This window comes from Pseudoalteromonas sp. meg-B1 (assembly GCF_003173795.1).
Lineage (GTDB): Bacteria > Pseudomonadota > Gammaproteobacteria > Enterobacterales > Alteromonadaceae > Pseudoalteromonas > Pseudoalteromonas undina.
Map to the genome: position 1 here is coordinate 14,222 of NZ_QGQU01000008.1, position 25,231 is coordinate 39,452.

Genomic DNA, 25,231 nt, shown 5'->3' on the forward strand with positions numbered 1-25,231 from the left:
CTAAATAGTATTATTTTTTAAAGTGGTAACTGTTTTTTACTAAATGACTGCTTTAATACAACGGTTGATTCTATGTTGGCGATACAGCTTAAGCTTCCCAGTTGGTGCTTTACAAACTGCTCATAACTTTCTAAATCCTGAGAGATAATTTTTAATAAATAGTCGTGGCTGCCTGAGATCACTGAGCACTCAAGTACATGCGGTAGTTTTTCTACATGTTGTTCAAACTGTTGTGCAGCACTCACTGAGTTTTGACACAGTCGCACGAAAGCATAAACCAGTACATTAAGATTGAGTGACTTAGGGTTAATAGCTGCGTGATAACCAATAATAACCTGTTCTTGCTCAAGTTTTTTAATGCGCCTTAGAGTAGGAGTATCCGAGAGATTAATGGTATTGGCTAATTCTGATACCGACATTCGGGCTTGCGATTGCAAGGCAACGAGTAGCTGCTGATCTTTATTATCTAACATGGCTATAGAATCTTATTAATTATATGTCTAGTAATAGTGATTATTGCTAACAATAACTGCTTTTACTATTTTTTTTAGCGTTTTAACCTCTGGGATCTTTGCTAGCATTAAAAAATAATAATAACAGGATGTAGTCATGAGTTCTTACACTGCTAAATTTGATAATTGGATTAGGTCTGAGTTTGTTGCTCTAAACTCTCAGTTAGAAGAGTTGTATTGGCAACAAGATGATAAAGCAAATGTTGAAGGGGTTGGGGATAACTTAAAGCAGACCTTGAAAGAGCACGGTAATGCGTTGATCAGCGATTTATTAGCCGAAGGTAATACCGACGAAGGATTTGATAGCGCATTTGATTTACTTGGTAATGTCGGTTTGTTTATGGCGGCTTGTCGTAGACATGAAATTACAGAGCCAAGCAGAGAGAATAGTTCACCGCTGATAGAAGCATCGGCGCTTGCTATGCATATTGGTGCTTCTATTGGAGTAACTCCTCGTTTTGCCACCGCACATTTAACCACTCATAATAAAGCCATTAATGGCACCTATAAACGGTTTACAAATCTTGATGATGAAGCTCTGTTTTTAGATTACAACACCCAAGGTATTTTAGCGTATAAGCGCGCGAGTGATGCTTTACTAAAAATACTGCCATTAGGTATTTCACACCCAGTCACGGCTGAACTACTTGAGGTGGTTAAAACAGCACTTATTGATGTAATAGCGTCGAATAATGCCTTGTATACTCAACTTGATACCGAGCGTTTTTTTAATTGTGTACGCCCATACTACAAGCCTTACCGGGTAGGTAAAGAGGTTTACCGTGGTGCAAATGCGGGAGATTTTGCCGGCATTAATGTTATTGATATGCTGTTAGGGCTTTGCAGTGCCAATGAGCCGAGTTACTCACAAATGCTGGTGGATAAATTTTTATATATGATGCCAGAGGACCAACAAATATTGCGAGAAGCCATGCGTATGCAAAGCTTTATGGATGACTTCTTAAAAGCCGAGCAATATAAACACACAGAGTGGTTTCAAAAGCACGGCAAACTATTTATACAAGTGTGTAAATTACATGGTGACACCGCTATCGGTCATCATAATCAGTTGGTTGAAAAGTTTATTGCCCAACCGTCACATCAAATGCAACAACAGCATATTAATAAAGTCACTGCCAGTGGACCGCCTTTACCGGTACTGCTAGATTCCTTAGCTAAATTAAGGGATAGACGTGCTGCGGCTAAGCGAGACGATATTAATACGCGTTTTGATGACTTAAATACGTTAAAACAGTGGATTAACTAATATGGCTAAAAATGATTTTTGCATGCCGCAGGGTTGCTATTTATTAAGCCACTCTGTTGGTCGCCCTCTAAAAAGTACTTTAGAAAATGCTACTGAGCAGTTTTTTACTCCTTGGCAGGAAAGTGCCAAAGAGCCATGGCAGCAATGGCTACCGGCTATAGAAAATTTTACGGGTGCATTAGGGCGGCTATTTAATGCGCCAAGTGAGCAGTTTTGTCCTCAGGTTAACTTATCTAGTGGTTTAACTAAATTGCTTATGTCGCACCCCGTATTTAATAAACCACAGTGCACGGTATTAATGGCGCAGGCCGACTTTCCAAGTATGGGGTTTGTAATGCAAAAAGCACTCCCTGCATGTGCAACAATACGTTTCATCCCGGAGCATGAAGATTTAAGTGATAGGCATGTATGGCAGCGATATTTAACCCCAGAGATTGATGGTGTGTTTGTTAGTCATGTTTATTCTAATACGGGTGTACAAGCTCCTTTAAACGATATTGTGGCGCTTAGTAAAGTTACGAATACACTCTCAATAATTGATGTGGCGCAATCGGCAGGGGTTATTCCTGTAGACCTAACGGCGCTAAATGCCGATTTTATGATTGGCTCAAGTGTGAAGTGGTTATGCGGGGGGCCAGGAGCTGCTTATTTATGGATAAATCCACAGCAAATAACGCAATGTGAACCAAAGGATGTTGGTTGGTTTTCACATCAAAATCCATTCGAGTTTGATATTACGCATTTTCAATATAACGCTAAAACGCTTAGGTTTTGGGGTGGTACGCCTTCTATACTCCCTTATGTTATTGCCGCTGATAGCATTGAATATATTGCCCAGTTTGGTGTGGATAAAGTAAGAGCGCATAATTTGGCGTTGTTAACGTTACTTCAGCAGCAGCTGGCTGCTTTTTTAGTATCGCCAAAGGATAAAGATCAGTGTAGTGGTACCGCTATTTTAGATTTTGCAAAGCACCAACAAAATGTATTGGCGGAATTGGAGGCAGCAAATATAAGTGTGGATGTGCGCAAACTCGGTATTCGTATTTCACCGCACATATACAATACAGCGTCAGAGATACAAGCGTTTATTACTACGGTGAAAAAGGTAATTAAGGCTGCTGATTAAGCTGTTGTTTTTTTTGAGTGAGTGCCGCTATTTGTTGTTGTGCTTGTTTTATTTGCGGTTCAAATCTTTGTTTAAGTACCGCAGTTTCTGTAGCAATTGCATCTGCAATCGAATCAGCGCCTAAACGATTTGCTTTATCTTGGGTCATGTAACCGACTTGCTGTTTCTTTTGCGCGTATTCCTGCTGATATTGCTTTATTTTAAGCTCAAGCTGCACAATATCGCGCTCTATTTGTTGCACCTCAAGGTAGTCATCAACTGAGGTATCGATAACTAGGGCATTTTCAGATTGCAATGCATTGGTTTGCATAATGTTGACGTTTTTAAGCGTGATCACTTTAGCGTCTTTAGCGCATGGAGTTTGACTGAAAGTCGGCACCCCTTTAATGGTGCATTTAAAAACCGTCACTTCATTTGCCATGCTGACAGTGCAGGCACCAAAAAAACACAGTAGTAATATTTGCTTTGCCATGGTTAAACCTAAGCTGGTTTAAAGTATCATTTATAATGCACTAAGTTGTAACACCATACAATTTGTTTAATTTAATAGCCTAAGTCAAGTATGCCTTCCAAAACGAACAATTCCATAGGTTGTTAAAATTCAGGCACAAAAAAACCACAATTAAGTGGCTTATATTCAGTAATGGTGGAGAGGGAGGGATAGACTTGCTTACATCCATGTAATCAATCGCTACGCGACGCTTGCAGCGGCCTAAACTGTTCCCGACACTTTATCGAACCCTATCGAGGGTTCTCACCCTCCCAATTAGCGGCAAAGCTTATTTTTGGGCACAAAAAAACCACAATTAAGTGGCTTATATTCAGTAATGGTGGAGAGGGAGGGATAGACTTGCTTACATCCATGTAATCAATCGCTACGCGACGCTTGCAGCGGCCGAAACTGTTCCAGACACTTTATCGAACCCTGTCGAGGGTTCTCACCCTCCCAGTTTTTAACGGAGTTAAAATTCAGGCACAAAAAAACCACAATTAAGTGGCTTATATTCAGTAATGGTGGAGAGGGAGGGATTCGAACCCTCGATAGAGCTACAAACTCTATACTCCCTTAGCAGGGGAGCTCCTTCGGCCACTCGGACACCTCTCCGACGCATTATTCTGCGTATTATTAATCGGGATAAAACCAATTAATAAAAATAAGTGGTGGAGAGATAGGGATTTGAACCCTAGAGGGGCTATAAACCCCTGCCGGTTTTCAAGACCGGTGCATTCGACCACTCTGCCATCTCTCCACGTCGTGATGCAGGATAATACTTAGGAGAGTAGTCTGTGTAAATAGCAAAAAGATCGTTTGCTTAAAAAGTGAGCGTAAATGCGGTTTTTTTTATAAATAATGAAGATTTAAGGTGATTTTTAGCTATGAGGTGGCTGGCAGCAAACAGGAGGAGCTAAAGAAGAGTCTTCATTAGAGGTTGGGTGTTTGCTGCAACAATACAAAATCATGGTTGGGTGATTATTTGTATTGAATTGCACCGCCAAGTGCTAATTTTTTTCCGTAACGGTTAAGTTTAGCTAGCATTTTTGCTTTGCGATTAGTTGGCTTAACGGCAACGTGAGTTGTGGCTGTTTGGTTAAGTGTATTAATTGGGTTCATTTTATTCGCTCCATGGTTGTGTCTGTTGAAAACATGTGCATTTTGCACGCAGGGTGGTTAAAAATAAAGCGATAAAAATTACTGGTGAAGTATTAGTTTTTTTAATCCGAAACCGTTTTATTAATTTGTCGTTCAACTACTGGTTTATTATTTTTTGTATAATTATTCATCTGGGCTCATTGCTATGTCGCTTTTATATGGGGTCTTTTCGGTTTCTTTGAGTTTAAACTGTTTATAAAAAGAGTTTTTTGAATATTTATTCAGATTAAATTATTTTGTATTGTTTGGGCTTAACTTTGCTTTGTTCAAAGATTTAACATGTTATTTATAGGTGGTTAATTATTTATCAGATAAGAGCAGTAAATAAACGATAAAAATAGTGTTGCGAGGTTTTTAAATTATAAAAAAAGTGCCTAGGTTACTAGGCACTTTGGAGTTAGTTGCGTTTTAAAACGCTTCTAACTGGGGAACGTACCATCTCATGAATATAAATCTAAAAAGATGGGTTTAATTATGTTTGCAATTTGGGCTTACAATCATCAGCTTGGGTGGCATTTTAACTATTCTAGAGCGAAGCGAAGATTATACTTTGGTTTGTATTTTACTATGAAGCCACAAAACAATGCTGCACAGCAAGAGTAGATCCGCTCAACAGTCTATTATTTGAGTTAAATGGTTTTAAATAGGGTATAAAAGGCAAAATGCGGCATAGCTTAAAAGCAAATGCCGCAAAGGGAGATTAATGCGGGGTATTATTCTATTAGTGCTGTTTAATAGTAAATAGCTCATAGCCTTTTAATGCAGGAACTTGAGCGGTTAGTTGCGTTTCTTGTTGTGCTATTTCAACAAAATCATCACATAATGAATTTGCACGCTTTTCAAGTGTTTTGGCATGCAGCTCTACTTTTTCTTCTATTTGTGCGCCCATATTTTCCATGCGCTCTTCAAATGCTTGCATGTCACCGCCTGAACTCATTAACTCAGAGCCCAATGCCACTAAAATGCTGCCCATTGATTCCATTACTGCTGATTCAACTGCTGTTTCTATTTGCTTTTCAAACTGCTGTTCAAAGTTTTCACCAAATTGAGTAAAGCTTTGTTGACCCATTACAAAAGTACCTTGCTGATAAAAGGTGCTTTCAACCTCTTGATGAATATCGTCCATTAAGGCTGAAATATTATCGAGGCCGTTAATATTAAACGCATTTGCAACTTCTTCTAATGCTATACCTGCAATTTTAACCCCTTCAAGGGCAATATTGGCCACTTCAGGTAATTGCACGCGTAAATTGTCTGTGTAGTCGGTCATTGCTTGGCGCTGTGCACTATTTAATGCTACTTGCTCGCCATTGATAGACAGCTCACCTTCAGCGGTAAATAGCATGCGCTGATTATTGGCTTTAAAAATTTCTAATTCATTAGGTTTGATGCGCACATCGTTCTTAAATTCAACGTTACATTCATCGTTACTAAATGAAATTGAAGAGTCGCTAGTATTGTGAGCCATTGCTACTGGAGCGCACATTATTGCGCTAACTAATAATAATTTTTTCATGTTTATTCTCTGCTTTTTGCTGATGATAATTAACTTATAACAAGTTTGATGCCAATTATTTTTAATATTTTAAAACAATGACTTGAGATTTTTTGAATGCTTCAAAGTCGAAAGTGTACTCATTGAAAATACTAAAATATGGTCAAAATAACCAACAATTAAATGCTAATAAATAAAATTTATCGATACGATAAAAAACTCTCACTTTCCACAATTCAAATTTAACGCTATTTATTCACAATACTGACACAGAGACTATTTAGGATAGCTATGTGGCTTTATTTTGACGTAAATTTGTACAGCTAATTTATGTTGAACATTTTAATTTCACCAATTATCGCGATATAGAAATCCGTAATTGGTCTCAAACACTTTATGGAGTGGGTTGTGGGTAAGACATTTAGTTACGATGCGCTAGATGATGATTTTGTTGAAGACGAATACGAAATGGTCGGGCGTAATCAACACGACAAGAAAAAGCAAAAGGTGAAAAGAAAGTTAGAGGATTACCTTGAGCAAAAACGCTTGCGTAAAAATCTAGGTGAAGATGACTTAAACGATTATATTGATTAAGCTCTCGCTAGTACAAATAAGCGTTACAGTTTGTAATAAAGAGGCTTTGTGCCTCTTTATAGTTTTTTGGGGTTAAGCCTTAGCTGCAAGCAGAGCTTTTTCAATTACTTTTTCTAGTTTTTCAGGTTTAGTAATAGGTGCAAAGCGCTTAATAGGTGTACCATCTGCCGCTACTAAAAACTTAGTGAAGTTCCACTTAATTTTTCGGGTTAAAAACCCCGGTAGTACAGACTTTAAATAGCGGAAAACAGAATCTGTATGCTGGCCATTTACATTCACTTTTTCTGCGATTAAAAAACTAACCCCGTAATTTATTAAACAACCTTGCGCTATTTGCTCAGCGTCGCCGAGCTCTTGTTGACCAAATTGGTTACATGGAAAGCCTATAATGATCAAACCTTGGCTTGCATACTTTTCATGTAATGCTTGCAATGACTGATATTGATAAGTTAATCCACATTCACTTGCGGTATTTACGATTAATACAACTTTACCTTCAAACTCTTTAAAGTCGATTGGCTGGCCTTGTAGGCTGGTAGTCTTTAGTTGATGGAATGGGTGCATATAAATACGCTTATTATTTGTTTATTTTGCATAGTCTAACCCTTGCGTGATGATCTACAAAGTCTAAGTCACTTTTACAGCGCTTACTGCTAATTTAAAATTAAAAATAGCCCCATACCGGCCAAGGTAGTTAAGTAAATATTATGCGTTTTATAAGCAACAATAATAGCGACTATAGCTGCACTGAGATAAGGGTTTTGCCAGTTTAGGTTAATACCTTCGTCATTTATAAATACAATAGGGACCCAAATCGCCGTTAGTACCGCAGGTGCACTAAAGCTTAAAAATTGTTGCATTTTTGGCCCTACTTTAAATGGTAAGGCGCGGTGTAAGAATAAATAGCGAGTAAAAAAAGTAATACATGCCATTAGTAAAATAGTGGTCATCATCTTTTGTCCCCCTTATTTTGCACTAATCTGGTAACAGCGTAACCTGCGCTCATTGCCAGAAGCGCAGAGCATACTAACCATAATTCAAAGCCTGTGCTTTTTAATAAAGTGGCACTGATCCCTGCAACAATGACTGTAACTAGAGTAGCTAAGTTTTTAATCCCTGGAATTACTAAGGCAATAAAAGTTGCTGCAATAGCAAAATCGAGTCCTAAATTAGTGAGATCTGGAAGCATAGTACCGGCTACAATGCCAATGAGGGTCCAAATATTCCACGCAATATAAAAGCTAAAACCTGCGCTCAATGCATAAATTAAACGGGTTTTAGTACGATAGGCGCGCGGGTGGTGCGAAAAAGCAAATAGTTCATCAGTTAACACAAAGCTGACAGGCAGGCGCCATCGCATGGGTTGCTCAATCACTTTGTGACGAACTGCCAAGCCATATAAAAAATGGCGAGAGCTAATAATAAACGTGGTAAAAAGAATGGTTAGTAGAGGGGTATTACCAGCAATGAGCTCAATTGCAACCAGCTGCGCCGAGCCTGCAAATACCAGTAGCGACATGGCTTGAGTTTCAAAAGGGGTAAAGCCATTTTGTATTGCTAACGAGCCACATAAAATGCCCCAAGGAATAACCGCTAAACACAGTGGCAGCATATCTAAAAAGCCTTTTAATACTGGTTTTTTAATTGATTGCATGTGTTTTACTCTGCGTACTGGTAGAAAGACTCATCGGGATACCTTAATATTGAGAAGCTAAAATAGTTAGCGTTTTAGATGATACTTTTTTTTAGGGCAGGTGCAATGTTTAAGGTAAAAGTGTGGGATGGCTTTGTAAGAAGCTTTCATTGGTTATTAGTATTGAGTATTGCTGCGCTTTATTTTAGTGCAGAAGAGGGCATGATCGAACTTCATTTTGTGGTTGGCTTTTTTACTTTAGCGCTTATTTCAACACGAATTATATGGGGCCTATTTGGCAGTAAAACAGCAAAAATATCGGTATTACTGCACTCTCCTAAATCGGTGCTTGCTTCTTTTGCTGGCAAAAAAACAAATGAGGTGGGCCATTCTGCACCTGGTAGCTATATGGTGTTATTATTTTTTATTCTGATCATAGCGCAGCTAGTAAGCGGTTTAATGAGCAGTGATGGTATTTTAACTGATGGCCCGTTAGCGCAGTATGTATCGAGTGATACGATTGATTTTGCCAATTGGTTGCACCATATTAATTTTGATATTTTATTTTATGCGATTATTTTGCATGTTGTGGCTATTATTGCTTACAAAATTAAAGGCAAACCATTAGTCAAAGCAATGATCACCGGTAATAAAGCACTAGCAACACAAAGGTCAGAGCCAGAGACAAAGTCACCATGGGTTGCATGGGTTATATTTTTGCTACTACTAGTTTTATTAATGAGTACCTGGGGAAGTGAGCATTTAAGTTATTTGCTTAGTTAAAAAAAGTGGCGCTAATACAGCGCCATTTTTGTTCTTAATACACAGTTATATATTAGTCTTTGAATTGCTTATGACAATCTTTACAGCCTTTAGCCCATGCACCAAACGCTTTACCAATAACAGCTTTGTCACCGGTTTGAGCTGCTACAGCAAGTTCATCAGCATATTGTTGAAATGCTGTCGCTTTTTTCATAAAAGTATCGTTTTCAGACCATACCGCAGGAAGTGCTGATGTATCACCCTTATCAGTACCTGCGTAAAAAGCTTCCCAAGGCATTTTAGACAATGCCGCTGCGTTATTTGCACGCTGCTTAAATTGCTCTGCATCAAAAGGAATTTTACCCTTGAGCATGGCACCCATATCGCCTATTTGAACTGAAATCATAGAAAATGCAGCTTGGCGATACTCAATCGCATCACTCGGCTCTTTGAATGCAGAATTTGCAGATACGCTAAATGCGCATGTAGATAGTAACGCCCCGATAAATACTTGCTTCAATTTCACTTTACTCTACTCCTTTAAGGGTTCTTTAATTATCTTTGTATCTTAGCTCAGGCTTTAGTTCAAGGGAATGCATAGATTATTACTTTGATATTATTAATGGGCTTGAATCAGACTGATATTATTTCATGGTTTATTGTGAATGTTTGTAAACATGGTGTTGCTGGTTGCTGCTTGGTTGTGTACATTCAGATGTCATAAAAATAACCAATGAAGAGCGTTTATGAAAAATAATATTTTTAAGCTGTCAGCGTTGTCTGCAGCGATAGTAATTTCGTTATCAGGATGTGGTGGCAGCGATAATGACAATAATAATAAAGTCCCTGTTGTTACTGATGTTGCACCAAAGGCAAGTGATGTCGTAGTCGTTGATTTAAAACAGTGGGTTCCAGTTACTGCTGATTTTAAAGCAAGTGATAATGATGGTGATGCACTTACTTTTAGCTTTACTGAAAATGGCGAGGAAATTACCGCGCAAGATGGTGTGTTTAAGTTTAGCCATGGCATGTTAACGGTAGATGGTAACTCGTTTACATATGTTCCTGTCTCAGGGGAAGATGCTGTTATTGACTACACAGTAACTGCAAACGGTAAAACGGCCTCTGCGAAAATTAATATTTCAGGAATTATTGGAGACCCTCTTGCAAATGAGCAGTGGCATTTAAACAATACTGGTCAGAAAGCTTACTCGCTCAGTGACGAGATGAAGCAAGGCCTAATTGATTTATACGTTAGCTTATTTGGCGATACAGAAGAACAAGCGCAAGCCGATGTTAACGCTAGTTTTGCTCAATCGGAGGCGACCGAGCTTGTAGCTGGTGAAGATATGAATGTTGTTGATGCTTATGCTCAAGGTGTTACTGGGGCAGGTGTAACGGCAGTTGTAATCGATTCAGGTATGGAAATCCGCCATGAAGATCTGATAGATAATGTATTACCAAACCGTTCTTTAAACTTAAATGCTGATGCGACTGACCGTACAGATCCTACTAGTATGTCAAACAGTGGTGATCATGGTACAAGTGTAGCTGGTTTGATTGCTGCAAAAGGTTGGAATGGTAAAGGTGGCCGTGGTGTTGCTCCTGATGCTGGTTTAATTGGTATGAATTACCTTGGTGGTGCTAAAATCCCACAAACTGAGTTAATGGTGCATGGTTTCCCTGGAAGCGGCATTAGCACAACAGAAAATATTTCTGCATTTAACCGTAGTTATGGCATAACTTTCCCAACATTTATTGCTTATTCAGAACTAGATGAAGCTATTGAGTCATACCCAAACCTAAATCTGCGAGATGGTAAGGGTGCACTTAATATGAAATCGAGTGGTAACTCTTTTGTTGATGGCGGAGATGAAGGCTCACTATGTGAAGATAATGGTGCTAACGACTTAGGTTTAACATGTTACAACGGTGCGTTTGAGCCAAGCCAAGGTCATCCTTACTATCTAAGTGTTGCTGCTGTAAATGCAAATGGTAAGCATACTAGCTACTCAACTGCAGGTGCTAACTTAATGGTTTCAGCGCCAGCTGGTGAATATGGTCGTTGGGCACCTGCAATGGTAACAACGGATCAGATGACATGTATCAACGGTTACTCAGGCTTTAATAGTGGTGCTGTTGCAAGCTTTACTCAAGCATATGGAGAAGAGTTTGCTATAAGCCAATTCCCATTCAACTACCCTGGTAATGAAGATAACGCAAGTTGTAACTACACATCTACATTTAACGGTACATCGTCTGCTGCGCCAAATGCATCAGGTGTAGTGTCGCTAATTCTTTCCGCTAATCCTGAACTAACTTGGCGTGATGTGCGTCATATCTTAGCATCAACAAGTACATCAATTGACGCTGAAAATGCCCCTGTGAAGTTAACTACCGCAGATGGTGAGTTTGTTGCACATGACGGTTGGGTTGAAAATGCGGCAGGTTTCAGCTTTAATAATTTATATGGCTTTGGTCGCGTAGATGCTGGTGCAGCTGTTGCCATGGCTAAATCTTATGACGCTTCATTAGGTGAGCAAGTAATTACGGATTGGAATGGTGTTGGTTCAGTGGTTGCTGAAAGTGCACTAGCTTTAGAAATTCCTGATAACAGCGCTACAGGTTTAACGCAAGAAATTGTAGTTACAGAAGAGCTCAATATTGAAGCGATGCAATTTAAGTTTGATGTAAGCAATCCTGAAATGGGCTTCGGTTTGGGTAATGGGACACAAACATCTGCTGGTAACGATTTAGCTATTGAGGTTACTTCGCCAGCAGGTACTCGAAGTGTATTACTTTCATCTAAACAAGCTTTGTTCTTCCCTGCATATAGCTTCACTAATGGCTGGAGTGTTGGTTATGTACTTAAAGATGCTGTGATGCTTTCAAATGCTTTCTACGGAGAGTCTACGAAAGGTACCTGGACAGTTCGTTTGTTAGATACAAGCGCCGACAGCTTTGCATTTAGTAGAGGCACAAATAATGCCCTAGGCGTTACTGGTATTAGTAATAATAACTCAGCAAGTGTACTTGAAGGTGTATCTCTTCGTGCATTTGGTCACGCAGGTCAAGAGTAAGGATTATAAAGATGAAAATTAAACAATTAATCGTATTAGGTGCTGCTGCGTGTATTTCGTTAGGTGCTACAGCAAACACTAGTTCAGATAAAGAGCTTCAGTTTCCTAAAAAACAAGTAGCTAAATTAAACTTTGATAATGTAGATTTTGGTTCTTATAAAGTTGAAAAAAATCTGCGTTTAGTGCCATCAAGTGTAGCTTCAGATGATCATGTCGTTATGCGAAAAGGCGAGATGACAGTAGTCAGCGTAGAAACATCGTCGGATGTAGTGACTAAAGGAACATTAGTACGTAACATTTTTACTAATAACCTAACGTCATTATCAGGCAATATTACTATTCTTTTAAAAGATGGAATGAGTGCAAGTGATGTTGCTTCTGCTGCAGGTTTGAAGGTCGTATCTTTATTCCCAGGTACCAAAATAGCTGTTTTAGCTGTAAATGACGGCCAAGATATTTTAGTTGCGTCAAAACAGCTAAAAGCATCAGGCTTGATTAAAGAAGCTAAAATAGAAGTGCTAGAAACAATTTATACAGCGCAGTAATCTGTTTTAGATAAGTGAAACCCCGAGTAGCGTAATTGGCTCGGGGTTTTTTATTAATCGTTTATATCAATATCAGCGAAAATCATCCCTCGGCGCATACTGCGTGTTGCTAAGAACACCTCCCCCAGTAATGACATAAATGCACATATTAGTAATGCCATGGCACCAACAAAGCAGCTACCAATAGTGACACCTAAGTTAATCGATTGTATGTGTGATAAAAACAAAAGCATAACCACGGCACATACTAATAATGCGCTTAAGACACTTAAACTAAATGCAATATGGATACACCGAGAACGCTTTAGGAGTGCTCTCAGCTCAGTAGTTAAAGACAGGTTAAATTCTTCATCAACACTGACCTTTAATTTTCGTTCTAACTGTCTGGCTCTGTCAGTAATACGCGCCAAGCGATTTGATAATACCCCGAGTGTTGCAGCAATCCCCGTAATTAAAAAAACGGGTGCAACCGCTGTTTGAATGACTTTAGCCATTGTTAAAATGTTAATTACGTCGTTGTTCATTTTTATCCTTATTAATTAGCAGCATGAAGAGGCTATATAATGCTACTTCGTTATTGTTAGGATAACTGAAGTCATAAACATATAAAAAGAATTTCTAGGCTCCCTTTTTACATAGCTTCACAAACTAAATCTCCGTGCTATTAAATATTAGGTATATTTAATAAAAATAAAAACTACAGAGATTCCAATCAATGAAACACACCCCATTTGTTCTTACTTTTATATCCTTAGCTATTTTAGGGGGATGTAATAAAGCCCCTGATGTTGAGCAATCAGCAAAGGTTGAAAATGTAGCTGCTCAAACCGAAGTCATGCCGCCGATTGCGAAGAAAGTGCCATATGAAATGACAATCCATGGCGATACTCGCATCGATGATTATTATTGGATGCGTGATGATGAGCGTAAAGCTACTAAGGTAATTAGTTACCTAGAGGCTGAAAATGCTTACACAGATGCAATGCTTGCGCATACTAAAACACTGCAAAGTAGTTTATTTGAAGAGCTTAAAGGGCGAATTCAAAAAGATGATGACTCTGTTCCAGTAAAAGACGGAGAGTACTATTACTCGTCGCAAACTCGCGGCGATAACGAGTATGCTACTTACTTACGCAGTAGTGATTTTGCAGGCACCGATCAGGAAGTTATTTTAGACGTCAATGAACTAGCTAAAGGCCATGACTATTTTGCAGTTAGTGGTCTGAGTGTCAGCCCAAATGATAACTTAATGGCGTATGGTGAAGATACGGTGAGCCGCCGTGTTTACAATATAAGAATTAAAGATTTAAGCACTGGTAAATTATTAGAAGACACGCTTGAAGGCACCAGTGGTTATGTTGTGTGGGCGAACGATAATAAAACTGTTTATTACATTAAAAAAGATGCGCAAACCTTACTCGGTTACCAAGTTTATCGTCATACGCTTGGTACACCACAAAGCGATGATGAGCTTGTATACGAAGAAAAAGATACGAGCTATTACACTGGTATGAGCAAGAGCAAAGACGGCTCAGAAATTTATATTTGGCATAGCAGTACTGATGCATCGGGTTTGTCAGTACTTAGTGCAAACGATGTAAATGCTAAGCCAAAGCGTTTAATTGAACGTGAAGCCAACCTTGAATACAGCATTTCCAAATTAGGCAATACCTATTACATTGTGACCAATTTAAATGCGGTTAACTTTCAACTTATGAAAGTCGATATTGATAAAGCCGGCGACAAAGCGAATTGGCAAAGTGTGATCCCTGCGCGCGAGGATATTAAACTTGAAGGTGTTGAGTTATTTGATGACTACTTAGTATACCAACAACGCGAAATGGGCCAATCAACACTGATTGCGCGTAATTTAACATCGGGCAAAGAGTTACCACTAAGCTTTAACGACAGTGCATATACAATTAATGCGTACGGTAATAACGAATTAGAAAGCGATACGCTGCGCGTTTACTACACCAGTATGACCACTCCGGGTTCATCTTATGATGTTAATTTGGCGACTGGCGAAAAAACATTATTGAAGCAACAAACGGTATTAGGTGACTTTAACGCGGATAACTATGCATCTGAGCGTATTTTTGTCACAGCACGCGATGGCGTAAAAGTACCGGTGAGTTTGGTGTATCGAAAAGAGCTATTTAAAAAAGATGGCACTAACCCATTATTGCAATACGGCTATGGTTCGTATGGTGCAACAATGGATCCTAGTTTTTCTTCTGCACGATTAACGTTGCTTGACCGTGGTTTTGTATTTGCCATTGCCCACGTACGTGGTTCGCAAATGTTAGGGCGCCCGTGGTACGAAGCGGGTAAATTACTCACTAAAAAGAACACGTTTAACGACTTTGTAGATGTTACTAAGTCATTGGTAGCCCAAGGTTATGGCGATAAAGAGCAAATTTTTGCCCAAGGTGGCAGTGCTGGTGGTTTATTAATGGGCGCAGTGGCAAACCAAGCGCCTGAGCTATATAAAGGTATGGTGGCTGCGGTTCCATTTGTTGATGTGGTTACTACTATGCTTGATGAGACTATTCCGCTTACAACTAACGAGTATGGTGAGTGGGGTAACCCTAACGAGAAAGAATATTACGATTATATGTTGTCGTATTCACCGTACGATCAAGTTAGTAAACAAGACTACCCTAATATGTTAGTAACAACAGGTTTGCACGACTCACAGGTGCAATATTTTGAGCCAGCAAAGTGGGTTGCAAAGCTGCGTGACTACAAAACAGATGATAATAAACTACTATTTAAAATAGACATGGAAGCCGGCCATGGAGGTGCGTCTGGTCGTTTTAAACGCTTGGAGGACACGGCACTTAACTATGCATTTATGCTTGATTTAGCAGGTAAAAATAAGTAATAAAATAAAAGCGTAGCTTTTTAAGTGACCCCCAGTAGTTGTATATTGTAATTACTGGGGGTTTTTTATATTTGAATTGCCGCCAATTAAAGCTGCTTGGTATTAGCGCAAAATAGTAATAGTATATTGAGTTAAATTACGGTGTTTTACGAAAAGGGAAAATGTAATGGAACAAAATCAAGAGATTAAAGTCGTCAATAAAGATGACCGCACCTGGGCAATGCTATGTCATTTAAGTGCATTAGCGGGGTTTATTGTGCCATTCGGCTCGGTGCTAGGTCCCCTTATTATCTGGCTAATTAAAAAAGATGAAATGCCTATAGTTGATATACACGGTAAAAAAGCGCTTAACTTTCAAATTACTATGGCTATAGCTTACTTTGTGTGTTTTTTACTAATTTTTGCAGCTGTTGGTTTACTACTGTTACCTATGGTCGCTATTTTTTCATTTGTGATGGTGGTTATCGCAAGCGTGAAAGCCAACGATGGTAAAGAGTTTAATTACCCCCTTAGCTTAAATTTAATAAAATAAGCGTTTTGATTTAAGTTAAAAAGTCGTTCAAACCCAGCTTAATTGCTGGGTTTAGTTTTTAGTCATAAGGGAAAAATGCTCTATATAACATTATTTTTTACAGCATTTATATCGGCTACGTTATTACCCAGCTCGTCTGAAGTATTGATGGGTGGGATGATAATGCAAGGTAATACTAACTTATGGCTAATTTGGTTTGCAGCAACCTTAGGCAATGTATTAGGCAGTTGTGTTAATTATTGGCTTGGAACGCAAGCATTACGCTTTAAAGATAAAAAATGGTTTCCAGTTTCTGAAAAAGGGCTTAAAAAAGCGCAAAAGCAGTTTAATAAATATGGGATATATAGCTTACTGTTTGCGTGGTTACCTATTGTTGGCGATCCACTAACTGTTATTGGTGGCGTGTTTAAAGTGCGCTTTAGTATGTTTTTAGTGCTAGTAACACTCGGCAAAGGGCTACGTTATTTAGCTGTGATAGCCCTTGCCGTTGGATTATTTGTGCCAGTCCAGAGTTAGCGACACAGAGTCTGCAAAGCGCAGCGCATGAGGTTTATCCACTCGGGCTTTGGCGTAATTTACACTTGGGTGCGAGTGGCAAACAGCAAGAATTTCAGCAACTAATTTTTCTAACAATAAAAAGTGACCCTGTTCAACTAAGCTAATTACTTCTTTAGTAATTACCTTGTAGTTAAGTGCTTGTTCTACTTCATCAGTTTCACAAGCTTGATCAGCCGGATAATGAATTTCTAAATTAATGACTACATCTTGTTTTTTTTCACGTTCATCAGGATTAAATCCAATAAACGTGCGTAGCCGTAAGTTAGTTACATTAATTATTGCGTTTGCCATAGATTATCCTTTGATCAGCTGTAAAAACTCATTACGTGTTTTCGGATCGGCTCTAAAGTTACCAAGCATAACCGAGGTACGCATACTTGAGTTTTGCTTTTCTACACCACGCATCATCATACACATGTGTTTTGCTTCAACAATTACACCTACACCTTTGGCACCGGTTACTTCCTCGACCGCTTTAGCTATTTGATGGGTTAGTTGTTCTTGAATTTGAAAACGGCGAGAGAACATATCCACAATACGTGCAAACTTAGACAAACCTAATACTTTGCCATCAGGAATATAAGCAATGTGACAGCGGCCAATAAATGGTAATAAATGATGCTCACACATAGAGTAAAGCTCTATGTCTTGTATTAATACCATATCGTCAGCATCTGAGGTAAATACTGCATTATTAGTGATTTCGTTAAGCGTTTGGCGGTAACCTTGAGTTAGGTACTCCATCGCTTTTGCAGCGCGTTTTGGAGTATCGAGCAACCCTTCACGTTCTGCATCTTCACCGACTGCGGTTATAATTTTTTGATAGCTTTCTTTTAATTCGTTATGCATAAGTTTCTCGTTTATTTAGATGACTTACTTAAGATGGCGACCACCATCAACAGGTAAAGCACGGCCTGTGATGTAATGGCTGTTCAGTAGTAGGTCGATACTATTGATAATTTCTTGGCATCCAGGTTCGATACCCATTAATGATTTTTTTAAAGTTTTAGCGCGATACTGCTCATCATCATGTTGATTAAAAATAATTAATGATGGTGCGACTGAATTCACTTTAATATTCGGTGCATATTTAGCACTAAATGATTTGGTTAAGTTATCCAAGGCGGCTTTGCTGGCCGCATAGGCTAAGTGTTTTGGGCTGCCAGTTTCCACTACGTAATCAGTTAGATGAATAATGTCAGCGGGCTTAGCGTGAGACGCCTGATAATTTAATAGTAAATCTGCACAGCGTAAGTTTACCAAGTACGGTGTTTTTGCATGAATGCGCATCATATTGTCAAACAGCTGCTCAAACTGAGGGTTGTTAGCTTCACAGTCCCAGCTTGATGCATTATGAATTATCGCGCTTAGTGAGTCAGTCTGTGCTTTAAGTAATGTAATAAAAGTATTAATACCCTCATCAGAACTAAAGTCAGCATAAAGACAGATCGCCCCTTGTTGTTCTAGCAAATCTACCGCTTTATGGCGGGTACGATAAGTAATAATGACCGCTTGCCCTTGGGCTATAAAATGCTGTGCAAGCGCAAGTCCAATACGTTGTCCTGCGCCAGTAATCAAAATAGGGGGGGTCATAAAATATAAAACTCTCTGTTGGCAAGCGTTAAGGTTAACCGTTAAAATTTAAGCCACTTATTTTCACGCCATTTTTACGTAAAATATAAGCGGCTCGATCAGTTAAATCACACTTATAATATTGATTTAAAAAGCATCGTATATTGTTGGAATAGGCTGGCGCTTATGTTGCGTGCGTTGGTAAATTGCAATCAGTGTTTGCTCCACATGCTCAGAGACTGGTTTACCTTCTAAAAAGTCATCAATTTCTTCATAGCTTAAGCCTAGTGCTTCCTCGTCAGTTAAACCTGGTCTATCACTTTCTAAATCGGCAGTAGGTGCTTTTTCAACTAACAAAGCAGGTGCACCTAATGCTGTTGCCAATGCTCTAACCTGACGTTTAGATAGACCAAACAAAGGGGCTAAATCGCAGGCGCCATCGCCAAACTTAGTATAAAAACCAGTAATGTTTTCGGCGCTATGGTCGGTACCTACAACGAGCCCTTGGCAAAACCCAGCAATTTCATATTGTGCAATCATGCGTTGGCGTGCTTTCACATTGCCTTTAATAAAGTCTATTTTTTCTTGTGTTGGCAATGGCTGATTATTGCCAGCTAAAGTTGCCATCGTTTGCTCGTGCAGTGCGTCGGTTGCAGGCTGAATATTGACTGTCATACGGGTGCTGGGCTTAATAAAATCAACCGCCATTTGTGCTTCGCTTTCATCTGCTTGCACTCCATACGGTAAGCGCACAGCAATAAATTGATACTGTGTATCTTGGTGTTCTTGATTAAGCTCATTAATAGCAAGTTGGCATAATCGGCCACAGGTTGATGAGTCTACACCGCCACTAATACCTAGTACCAGCGAAGTTGAATATGCGGCTTTTAAACGTGCTTTAATAAAATTTACTCGGCGTTTAATTTCAGCGTTAACATCAATACTAGGCTGAACTTTCATTTCAGCCATAATTTCGGCGCGCATGGCCCGCTCCTTAAAGTTAAAAAGTTTTAATGCTCAAAAAAGAATAGCTATTATGTGATTTCAAATTACACAATTAAAGCCCTATATACTCTTTTATTTGTTTAAGTTGAGCTTTTAGTTCGTTAATTTCAGCAAGTAGATCATTGAGCTCTTGATTTTTTAACTCGTCAGTAATGGTCTGTGTTGCTATTGGCTCATCGTTTTCTGCAGAAGGTGCTGTAAATAAGTGGATATAACGGCTATCACGCTTACCAGATTCGCGAGGTAGTTTTTTTACATGGCTGTTTTCAATCAATTGTTCAAGCGATATTTCAACGTCGTCAATACTGGTAAAGTCAGCTAATCGAGCGCAACGGGTTTTTAATTCACCGGGTGTTTGAGCTCCCCGCAATAATAATAAACATATAATGGCGCGTTGTTGTGCGTTAAATTGTAAGTGGCTAAATTGTGTATTACAAAAGCGATGGTCGTATTTAGATACACGTCCACTGAGACCTTCATCTTCTGTTACCAAGCGTAAGTCGATTAATTCTGCAATGGTAGCCTGAACTTGCTGTTGGCTTAATTCGAGCACAGGAGCGCGATTTGATTTTTGATTACAGGCATTCGTTAAGGCATTTAATGATAGTGGGTAATGTTCAGGCGTTGTTGTTTGCTTTTCCAATAAACAGCCAATAACTCTTTGTTGTTCAACTGATAACTGCATAATATCCCTTACTTCATCGATTCTATTTTAAGCTTACACTGTTATTTAGCGCTAAGCCATTGTTGCAATTTAGCATGCATAGCAGGGCCATCGAGAGGTTTACTTAAATAGTCGTTCATACCGGCATTTAAACATTTGTCTTTATCCCCGCGCATTGCATTAGCCGTTAGTGCAATAATGGGGATGGTTTGATTCTCTAGACCCGCGAGGCCCTCTCTAATAGCCATGGTAGCTTGGTATCCATCCATAATTGGCATTTGGCAATCCATTAGAATAAGTTGATAAGTGTTTGCGTTTGCTTGGTTTAATTTCGTTAGTGCATCCTCGCCATCCTCTGCAATATCAAAAGTGAGCTCGGCTTGTTTTAATAATGCACAGGCAACTACTTGATTTACTTTGTTATCCTCTACTAACAACACATGGCCTTTCGCTTTTTTAGGTGTATTAATCGCTGGAGGGAGCGCTAACTCTTTGGGCTGTGCTGCCAATGTTACTTTTACCAGCGTGTCATACAAACCAATAGCGGTGAGTGGTTTAAAAATTAAGGCTGCTTCATTGTTTCCATAAAATAAATTGCTTTTTGAATAGCTCATTGGAGCCATAATCAGAATATGACTGTTCACTAAAAAATGTTTCAACTTTTCAGCCAAGGGGTGTGCTACAGGCTCCAAAAAGCTTGTGTCAATAATTGCCACATCCGGCGGTGTTTGTTGATTATTAGTTATATAAGTTTCAACCTCTTTATAATCACACACTGCACTGACATCTGCGCCCCATAGCGTTAATTGCTTTTCGATGATGGTGGCATTCATCTCGCTATTATCAACAATCAGTATTCGCTTTGCTTGTATATGTTGGCAATCTAAATCAAATGCTTGGTCTATCACTGAGGTAATGTTGACTGAAAAAGTAAAGGTACTGCCTTCATTGGGTAGGCTATATACACATACTTCGCCTCCCATGAGTTCGCACAGCTGCTTAACTATTGCCAAGCCTAAACCGGTGCCGCCATATTGGCGGGTTGTTGATGCATCAGCTTGAGTAAAAGAATCAAATAACTGTTTTTGCTTCTCTAAACTAATACCAATGCCGGTATCAATAATCGCACATTCTAAAGTCGTATTGTCGATAGTTTTTTCTATGGTAGCGGTTACCAGTACTTGTCCGTTTTGGGTGAACTTTACGGCATTGGCAATCAAATTATTTAAAATTTGTCGCAATCTATTTGGGTCGCACACAATCTCACTGGTGCTTACATGCGTAGTATCTAAAATCAATTGGGTGTTATTGCTTTCGGCCTTGAGCGCAAACGACTCCACAATTTCGCCGAGTAATTGTGGTAGATTAAATTGAATGCTTTCTATGTCTAACTTACCAGCTTCTATTTTAGAAAAGTCTAAAATATCATTAATAATCCCTAATAAAGATTCTGCTGACGATTGGGCAAGTTTAATATGATGACGTTGTTGCTGATCAAGAGAGGTCGCCTGAATGATATTAAGCATACCTAACACCCCATTCATCGGGGTGCGAATTTCATGACTCATGCTGGCTAAAAACTCACTTTTAGCGATCACCGCTTGTTCAGCGGCTTCTTTTGCCATTACTAGTTCTGCTTCCGTTTCTATGCGCTGTTCACTAGAGTAAAGGCTTCCTATTAGTGCGCCGATTGCAATTAAAAAACCTTCTTCGTTTTGCGTCCATGCTCTAACGCTTGCTTGTTCTGCGCATACAACACCAATTGAGCCGCTGCCTGCGGGGATCATTACACAGAGCATTGCTTTTATAGATGAAGGTTCTAGGTAGCTTTTTGCTAAGGGTGCGAGGCAAGCTTGTTGTTGAGCATTCTGGGCGCTAAAAACGGCTTTCTTTTCTAGGGTGGTAAAAAAATCAGGAATGTCTTGCTGGCGCCAAGGGGTATTATTATCACTGTTATTTTGGCTATAGCTTGCAATAGGACTCAGCTGAGTTTTATGCTTATCAAACAAGCGAATGCTTACTGTATTCACTTTAAGTGCACGACACACCGCACGAGTAATTAGCTCTTTAGATTCGCTTAATTTACCATTTAATATGTGGTCGCTAATTGTTAGCGACGCTAAAGTTTCGTTAAAGCGGGCTATTTTTTGATCTTCTATTGCTACCTTTTTACGGGCATCAATATTTTGTAATGAGCCGAATATTCTGATGCAGCGTCCATTTTTATGCTCTGCTTCACCATGTATGAGTGCCCAAATCACTTCGCCTTTGGCATTAATTACTTCAAGTTCAGCCTCGTAACTTTCACCGTATTTAACCGCTTTAGTGATCAGTTCAGCCGCCTTATCTCTGCTTTTTCCCTCTTTAAAGTAATATAAATCGGATGACCATTTAGGTTGCTCATCTAAAGGGTATTCAAATATCTTTTTGGTCATGTCTGACCAAAATACCTGTTTTTTTTCTAAATCAAATGACCATGCACCTACTTGAGCTAGGTTACTCATTACCTCGAGCATTTTTTCGTTTTCGTGTTCTCTATTGAGCATTTTTAAAAACAATAAAAACGCAAAAATAAGCAAACTTAAAATAACACTAATAACAATACGTAATGGCCAGACAGACGACGATGCTGGCTGCCAACCTGTTTTTGGCACTACATAGAGCTGCCAAGCACCGCCTTGGAAATTTAGATTAAACTCAAGCGGATTTTGGCTTGTAATTTCTGGGTCACCAAAGAAAAACTCACCTTGCTTACCTAACCCGTTACGTCCTTGAATGGCAACGGTGTATTTTTTTTGTAATTCGAAAATCCCTGCGTTGTTATAGACTTTTTCTAGATCGAGCACCACAGAAAGCAGCCCCCAAAAAGATTGGTCTTCAGGTAAATAAACCGGCACTCGTGCAATCAAAGCTTCATTGCCTTGAACTAACGTGAGCGGTCCAGCCATTACAATGGTATTAGTATCGCGTGCTTTAATAGCATCATCGCGTTGCGCTTTATTTTCTAAAAAATTGAGTCCAATGGCTTTTTCATTCCCTTTAAGCGGGTAGGTCATTGTGATGACCATATTAGGTGCAGCACCAATATTGCGTAGTTCGTTAGAGGTGTTAAACAGTGGGGCGGCAATTTGCCCAAAACGTGTTTGGCTTAAATTTGGCTCAGCAGCAACGGCTACAGCCAAGCCACGTATTAACTGAATATTTGATACCAAAGTAGCTTCAAGCTGGGCTCTGTAGGCACTGACTTGAGAAAGGACTTGTAAACGGTAAGCATCTTTTTCCCGATTATAATTAAGCCGCTCAAGCACTAAGCTAGTTATTACAAGTAAACTGATTGCAAATAAAAAGGTAAGCTTAAAATTATAAATGGATGTGCGTTTACTTTTGCGTTGTTGCCACATAGGGTGTAATTAAATTGTTAATATAGAAAGCTTAACTATAGCTAACTAACACTAGAAACAAAAATGGCGCAGTTAAATATGCGCCATTTTCTTTTTAACTATATACACGTTTAGATATTATGAGTCACTAACTTCGCGTGCCCAATGCTTCTGTTTCGCAACATGTAACTTGCGGTAGCCATCCAGTAATGCGGCGTGCTTTTTAAAGCCTTCAAGCGATAAACCTGGGAAAGTTAAGCCGTTAAAGCGTGTCCGACCTTCTGCAATCTCAATTGCAAGGGTGACATTATTAGCGCCAAACATAAGCCCTAAGGCGTCTTGGTAACTTGCATATTCACGTTCGTCATCGTATTTAATTTCTAAAATAGCTTTTAAACAACGGAAATGACGCATCGCGTCTTCATTAACTTGGCCGGTATGTAAAATCCAGTCAACCCAATCAGTCGCTTCTTCGCTGCCTGCGGCTAAGCATAAGTGTGCTTTCAGTTCACCAATACGTAGAGTATGCCAAGGCGTATCGGCATCGGTTGCTAAGCCAATGAATTCAGCAGCGCGAATAATATCGCTGTGACCAGCTTCTTCGAGGTTATCGTAAATTTCCATCAGTTGCTCAGTATCATACTGATCAAGTGATAAGAAAGTTTCGCGGAATTTAGCCCCTTCGTTGTTATTACGCCAAATAAGCTCATCTACCGGATAAATATCAGACATACCAGGCACTAAAATACGACATGCATACACATTTAAGTGGGTGTAATCCATGATGTAGATATCATGGCCCATGCTGTGAATTAAATCAGTACAGAAGTTATATTCTTGCTCAGTTGAACCACTAAAATCCCAATGTACAAATTCAAAGTCTGCTTCAGAACGGAAAAAGTCATGAGAAATTAAACCGCTTGAATCAATAAAGTGCAGTTCAATGTTTTCAGGTGTGGCTACTTCGTCGTTGTCAAAAGTGGCAGGTTGAAATACGTCTAGTTGATCTAGACGACGACCTTGCAGTAATTCGGTAACGGTTCGCTCTAGCGCCACTTCAAATGAAGGATGAGCACCAAAAGAGGCAAACACAGAGCCATCCACTGGGTTGATTAGCGTAACACTCATTACAGGGTATTTACCGCCAAGTGAGGCATCTGCAATACGTAAATGGAAGCCATGGCTACGCAATTCTTCACAGGCTTCATGAATTTTAGGGTATTGTTTTACCACTTCTTCAGGCACGATCGGTAAGCTAATACCTTCAGCAATAATGCGATTTTTAATGGCGCGCTCAAATACCTCAGATAACCCCTGTACACGGGCTTCAAATTTAGTATTACCAGCACTCATACCGTTGGATACAAAAATATTACCAATCACGTTCACCGGAATATAAATATCTTTACCGTCGCGCTGGCGGGTATAAGGCACAGTACAAATACCACGCTCAAAATTACCAGAATTAAAATCATAAAGGTGTGAGGCAGTTAATTCACGCTCAGGGTCGAAGTAATCCCATAAGCTTTCATCCATAATCCCTTGTGGTACTTCATCTTCTGCTACTTTAAACCACTTTTCGTTCGGGTAATGAGTAAAGTCACCATTGGCAAATTCTTCACCTAAGTAAAAATCAGCAAAAAAGTAGTTACAGCTTAAACGCTCAAAATATTCACCTAGCGCAGAAGCGATAGAGGCTTTATCAGTAGCACCTTTACCGTTAGTAAACATCACACCACAGTCGCTATCTTTTATATGAACTGAATAACAGTTTGCTACAGGGTTAAGCCATAGCGCTTCTTCAATATTAATATTTAGCGCTTTTAGCTTGTTTTGCATGGTAGAGATAGACGATTCTAAATCGCGGTCTTTACCTTTAATAAATGTTTTTTCAGTCATTTTGATCTCAACTAGGTCTGCACAATACATGAACTGTGTATTATCGTGGATTTTGATGTTTATTTCACC

Annotated in this window: 25 protein-coding genes and 2 tRNA genes; 9 read left to right on the plus strand and 18 right to left on the minus strand. The window is 39.3% G+C overall.

Annotated features, from left to right (window positions below):
• Positions 1 to 17: 17 nt before the first annotated feature.
• Positions 18 to 473, minus strand: coding sequence for an Lrp/AsnC family transcriptional regulator (locus DK924_RS17715; RefSeq protein WP_010392556.1), 456 nt, complete (start codon positions 471 to 473; stop codon positions 18 to 20).
• Between the two features lie 136 nt (positions 474 to 609).
• On the opposite strand from DK924_RS17715, the gene DK924_RS17720 reads away from it, so the two are divergent.
• Entirely contained in the window at positions 610 to 1,779 is a 1,170-nt protein-coding gene (locus tag DK924_RS17720) for a monodechloroaminopyrrolnitrin synthase PrnB family protein (RefSeq protein WP_109875797.1), read from the plus strand.
• A gap of 1 nt (position 1,780) precedes the next feature.
• A complete protein-coding gene (locus DK924_RS17725; RefSeq protein ID WP_109875798.1) occupies positions 1,781 to 2,905 on the plus strand; it encodes an aminotransferase class V-fold PLP-dependent enzyme in 1,125 nt (374 codons plus the stop codon).
• On the opposite strand, the gene DK924_RS17730 is transcribed toward DK924_RS17725, so the two are convergent.
• From DK924_RS17730 to DK924_RS17745, 5 genes are all read right to left on the minus strand, one after another.
• Positions 2,889 to 3,377, minus strand: a complete 489-nt coding sequence (locus tag DK924_RS17730; protein WP_109875799.1) for an RNA-binding protein — start codon at positions 3,375 to 3,377, stop codon at positions 2,889 to 2,891. The two genes, DK924_RS17725 and DK924_RS17730, sit on opposite strands and share 17 nt — an antisense overlap.
• A 540-nt stretch (positions 3,378 to 3,917) precedes the next feature.
• Positions 3,918 to 4,010 (minus strand) — tRNA-Ser (locus DK924_RS17735).
• Positions 4,011 to 4,064: 54 nt separating this feature from the next.
• Positions 4,065 to 4,155 (minus strand) — tRNA-Ser (locus DK924_RS17740).
• A 221-nt stretch (positions 4,156 to 4,376) separates the two neighbouring features.
• Positions 4,377 to 4,517, minus strand: coding sequence for a hypothetical protein (locus tag DK924_RS18785; RefSeq protein WP_010392563.1), 141 nt, complete (start codon positions 4,515 to 4,517; stop codon positions 4,377 to 4,379).
• 760 nt (positions 4,518 to 5,277) lie between these two features.
• Positions 5,278 to 6,072: a YggN family protein gene (locus tag DK924_RS17745; RefSeq protein WP_109875800.1), complete on the minus strand. Its 795-nt coding sequence runs from the start codon at positions 6,070 to 6,072 to the stop codon at positions 5,278 to 5,280.
• Positions 6,073 to 6,459: 387 nt separating this feature from the next.
• Here DK924_RS17745 and DK924_RS17750 point away from each other — a divergent pair, with 387 nt between their 5' ends.
• The gene (locus tag DK924_RS17750) at positions 6,460 to 6,645 is read left to right on the plus strand and encodes a PA3496 family putative envelope integrity protein (RefSeq protein WP_008108975.1); all 186 of its coding nucleotides are present in this window, start codon (positions 6,460 to 6,462) and stop codon (positions 6,643 to 6,645) included.
• A gap of 72 nt (positions 6,646 to 6,717) precedes the next feature.
• On the opposite strand, the gene DK924_RS17755 is transcribed toward DK924_RS17750, so the two are convergent.
• The 3 genes from DK924_RS17755 to DK924_RS17765 all read right to left on the minus strand — a co-directional run bounded on the left by DK924_RS17755 (position 6,718) and on the right by DK924_RS17765 (position 8,299).
• Complete coding sequence (locus tag DK924_RS17755; protein ID WP_109875801.1) at positions 6,718 to 7,209, minus strand: glutathione peroxidase; 492 nt, start codon at positions 7,207 to 7,209, stop codon at positions 6,718 to 6,720.
• An 89-nt stretch (positions 7,210 to 7,298) separates the two neighbouring features.
• Positions 7,299 to 7,598: an AzlD domain-containing protein gene (locus DK924_RS17760; protein ID WP_109875802.1), complete on the minus strand. Its 300-nt coding sequence runs from the start codon at positions 7,596 to 7,598 to the stop codon at positions 7,299 to 7,301.
• On the minus strand, positions 7,595 to 8,299 hold the full coding sequence (locus DK924_RS17765; protein ID WP_109875803.1) for an AzlC family ABC transporter permease: 705 nt from the start codon (positions 8,297 to 8,299) through the stop codon (positions 7,595 to 7,597). The genes DK924_RS17760 and DK924_RS17765 overlap by 4 nt, the downstream gene beginning before the upstream one ends.
• 105 nt (positions 8,300 to 8,404) lie before the next feature.
• Between DK924_RS17765 and DK924_RS17770 the strand changes: the two genes are divergently transcribed.
• Positions 8,405 to 9,061 carry a cytochrome b/b6 domain-containing protein gene (locus tag DK924_RS17770; protein ID WP_109875823.1) on the plus strand — a complete coding sequence of 219 codons (657 nt, stop codon included), beginning with the start codon at positions 8,405 to 8,407 and terminating at the stop codon, positions 9,059 to 9,061.
• Positions 9,062 to 9,113: 52 nt separating this feature from the next.
• Here DK924_RS17770 and DK924_RS17775 read toward each other — a convergent pair whose 3' ends face one another.
• A complete protein-coding gene (locus tag DK924_RS17775) occupies positions 9,114 to 9,566 on the minus strand; it encodes a cytochrome c (RefSeq protein ID WP_010392576.1) in 453 nt (150 codons plus the stop codon).
• 220 nt (positions 9,567 to 9,786) lie between these two features.
• On the opposite strand from DK924_RS17775, the gene DK924_RS17780 reads away from it, so the two are divergent.
• Positions 9,787 to 12,120 carry a S8 family serine peptidase gene (locus DK924_RS17780; protein WP_010392578.1) on the plus strand — a complete coding sequence of 778 codons (2,334 nt, stop codon included), beginning with the start codon at positions 9,787 to 9,789 and terminating at the stop codon, positions 12,118 to 12,120.
• An 11-nt stretch (positions 12,121 to 12,131) separates the two neighbouring features.
• Positions 12,132 to 12,665, plus strand: coding sequence for a hypothetical protein (locus tag DK924_RS17785; RefSeq protein WP_109875804.1), 534 nt, complete (start codon positions 12,132 to 12,134; stop codon positions 12,663 to 12,665).
• A gap of 53 nt (positions 12,666 to 12,718) precedes the next feature.
• Here the strand turns inward: DK924_RS17785 and DK924_RS17790 are convergent, their stop codons facing one another.
• Positions 12,719 to 13,189: a DUF2721 domain-containing protein gene (locus tag DK924_RS17790; RefSeq protein WP_010392582.1), complete on the minus strand. Its 471-nt coding sequence runs from the start codon at positions 13,187 to 13,189 to the stop codon at positions 12,719 to 12,721.
• A gap of 191 nt (positions 13,190 to 13,380) precedes the next feature.
• Between DK924_RS17790 and DK924_RS17795 the strand changes: the two genes are divergently transcribed.
• The 3 genes from DK924_RS17795 (at position 13,381) to DK924_RS17805 (ending at position 16,600) form a co-directional block, all read left to right on the plus strand.
• Positions 13,381 to 15,552: a S9 family peptidase gene (locus tag DK924_RS17795; RefSeq protein ID WP_010392583.1), complete on the plus strand. Its 2,172-nt coding sequence runs from the start codon at positions 13,381 to 13,383 to the stop codon at positions 15,550 to 15,552.
• Positions 15,553 to 15,718: 166 nt separating this feature from the next.
• A complete protein-coding gene (locus DK924_RS17800) occupies positions 15,719 to 16,084 on the plus strand; it encodes a DUF4870 domain-containing protein (RefSeq protein WP_010392586.1) in 366 nt (121 codons plus the stop codon).
• A 75-nt stretch (positions 16,085 to 16,159) separates the two neighbouring features.
• On the plus strand, positions 16,160 to 16,600 hold the full coding sequence (locus DK924_RS17805) for a YqaA family protein (RefSeq protein ID WP_054202893.1): 441 nt from the start codon (positions 16,160 to 16,162) through the stop codon (positions 16,598 to 16,600).
• On the opposite strand, the gene folX is transcribed toward DK924_RS17805, so the two are convergent.
• From folX to ycaO, 7 genes are all read right to left on the minus strand, one after another.
• Complete coding sequence (gene folX / locus DK924_RS17810; protein WP_008108994.1) at positions 16,577 to 16,933, minus strand: dihydroneopterin triphosphate 2'-epimerase; 357 nt, start codon at positions 16,931 to 16,933, stop codon at positions 16,577 to 16,579. The genes DK924_RS17805 and folX overlap by 24 nt on opposite strands.
• A 3-nt stretch (positions 16,934 to 16,936) precedes the next feature.
• Positions 16,937 to 17,491 (minus strand): GTP cyclohydrolase I FolE, encoded by a 555-nt coding sequence (gene folE, locus DK924_RS17815; RefSeq protein ID WP_008108996.1) that lies wholly within the window; start codon positions 17,489 to 17,491, stop codon positions 16,937 to 16,939.
• A 24-nt stretch (positions 17,492 to 17,515) separates the two neighbouring features.
• Positions 17,516 to 18,235: a dihydromonapterin reductase gene (gene folM / locus DK924_RS17820; protein WP_008468539.1), complete on the minus strand. Its 720-nt coding sequence runs from the start codon at positions 18,233 to 18,235 to the stop codon at positions 17,516 to 17,518.
• 126 nt (positions 18,236 to 18,361) lie between these two features.
• The gene (nadE, locus tag DK924_RS17825; RefSeq protein ID WP_054202890.1) at positions 18,362 to 19,198 is read right to left on the minus strand and encodes an ammonia-dependent NAD(+) synthetase; all 837 of its coding nucleotides are present in this window, start codon (positions 19,196 to 19,198) and stop codon (positions 18,362 to 18,364) included.
• Positions 19,199 to 19,271: 73 nt separating this feature from the next.
• The gene (locus tag DK924_RS17830; RefSeq protein WP_055013085.1) at positions 19,272 to 19,904 is read right to left on the minus strand and encodes a YceH family protein; all 633 of its coding nucleotides are present in this window, start codon (positions 19,902 to 19,904) and stop codon (positions 19,272 to 19,274) included.
• 41 nt (positions 19,905 to 19,945) lie between these two features.
• The gene (locus DK924_RS17835; protein WP_109875805.1) at positions 19,946 to 23,284 is read right to left on the minus strand and encodes an ATP-binding protein; all 3,339 of its coding nucleotides are present in this window, start codon (positions 23,282 to 23,284) and stop codon (positions 19,946 to 19,948) included.
• A gap of 117 nt (positions 23,285 to 23,401) precedes the next feature.
• The gene (gene ycaO / locus DK924_RS17840; protein ID WP_109875806.1) at positions 23,402 to 25,162 is read right to left on the minus strand and encodes a 30S ribosomal protein S12 methylthiotransferase accessory factor YcaO; all 1,761 of its coding nucleotides are present in this window, start codon (positions 25,160 to 25,162) and stop codon (positions 23,402 to 23,404) included.
• Positions 25,163 to 25,231: the final 69 nt, after the last annotated feature.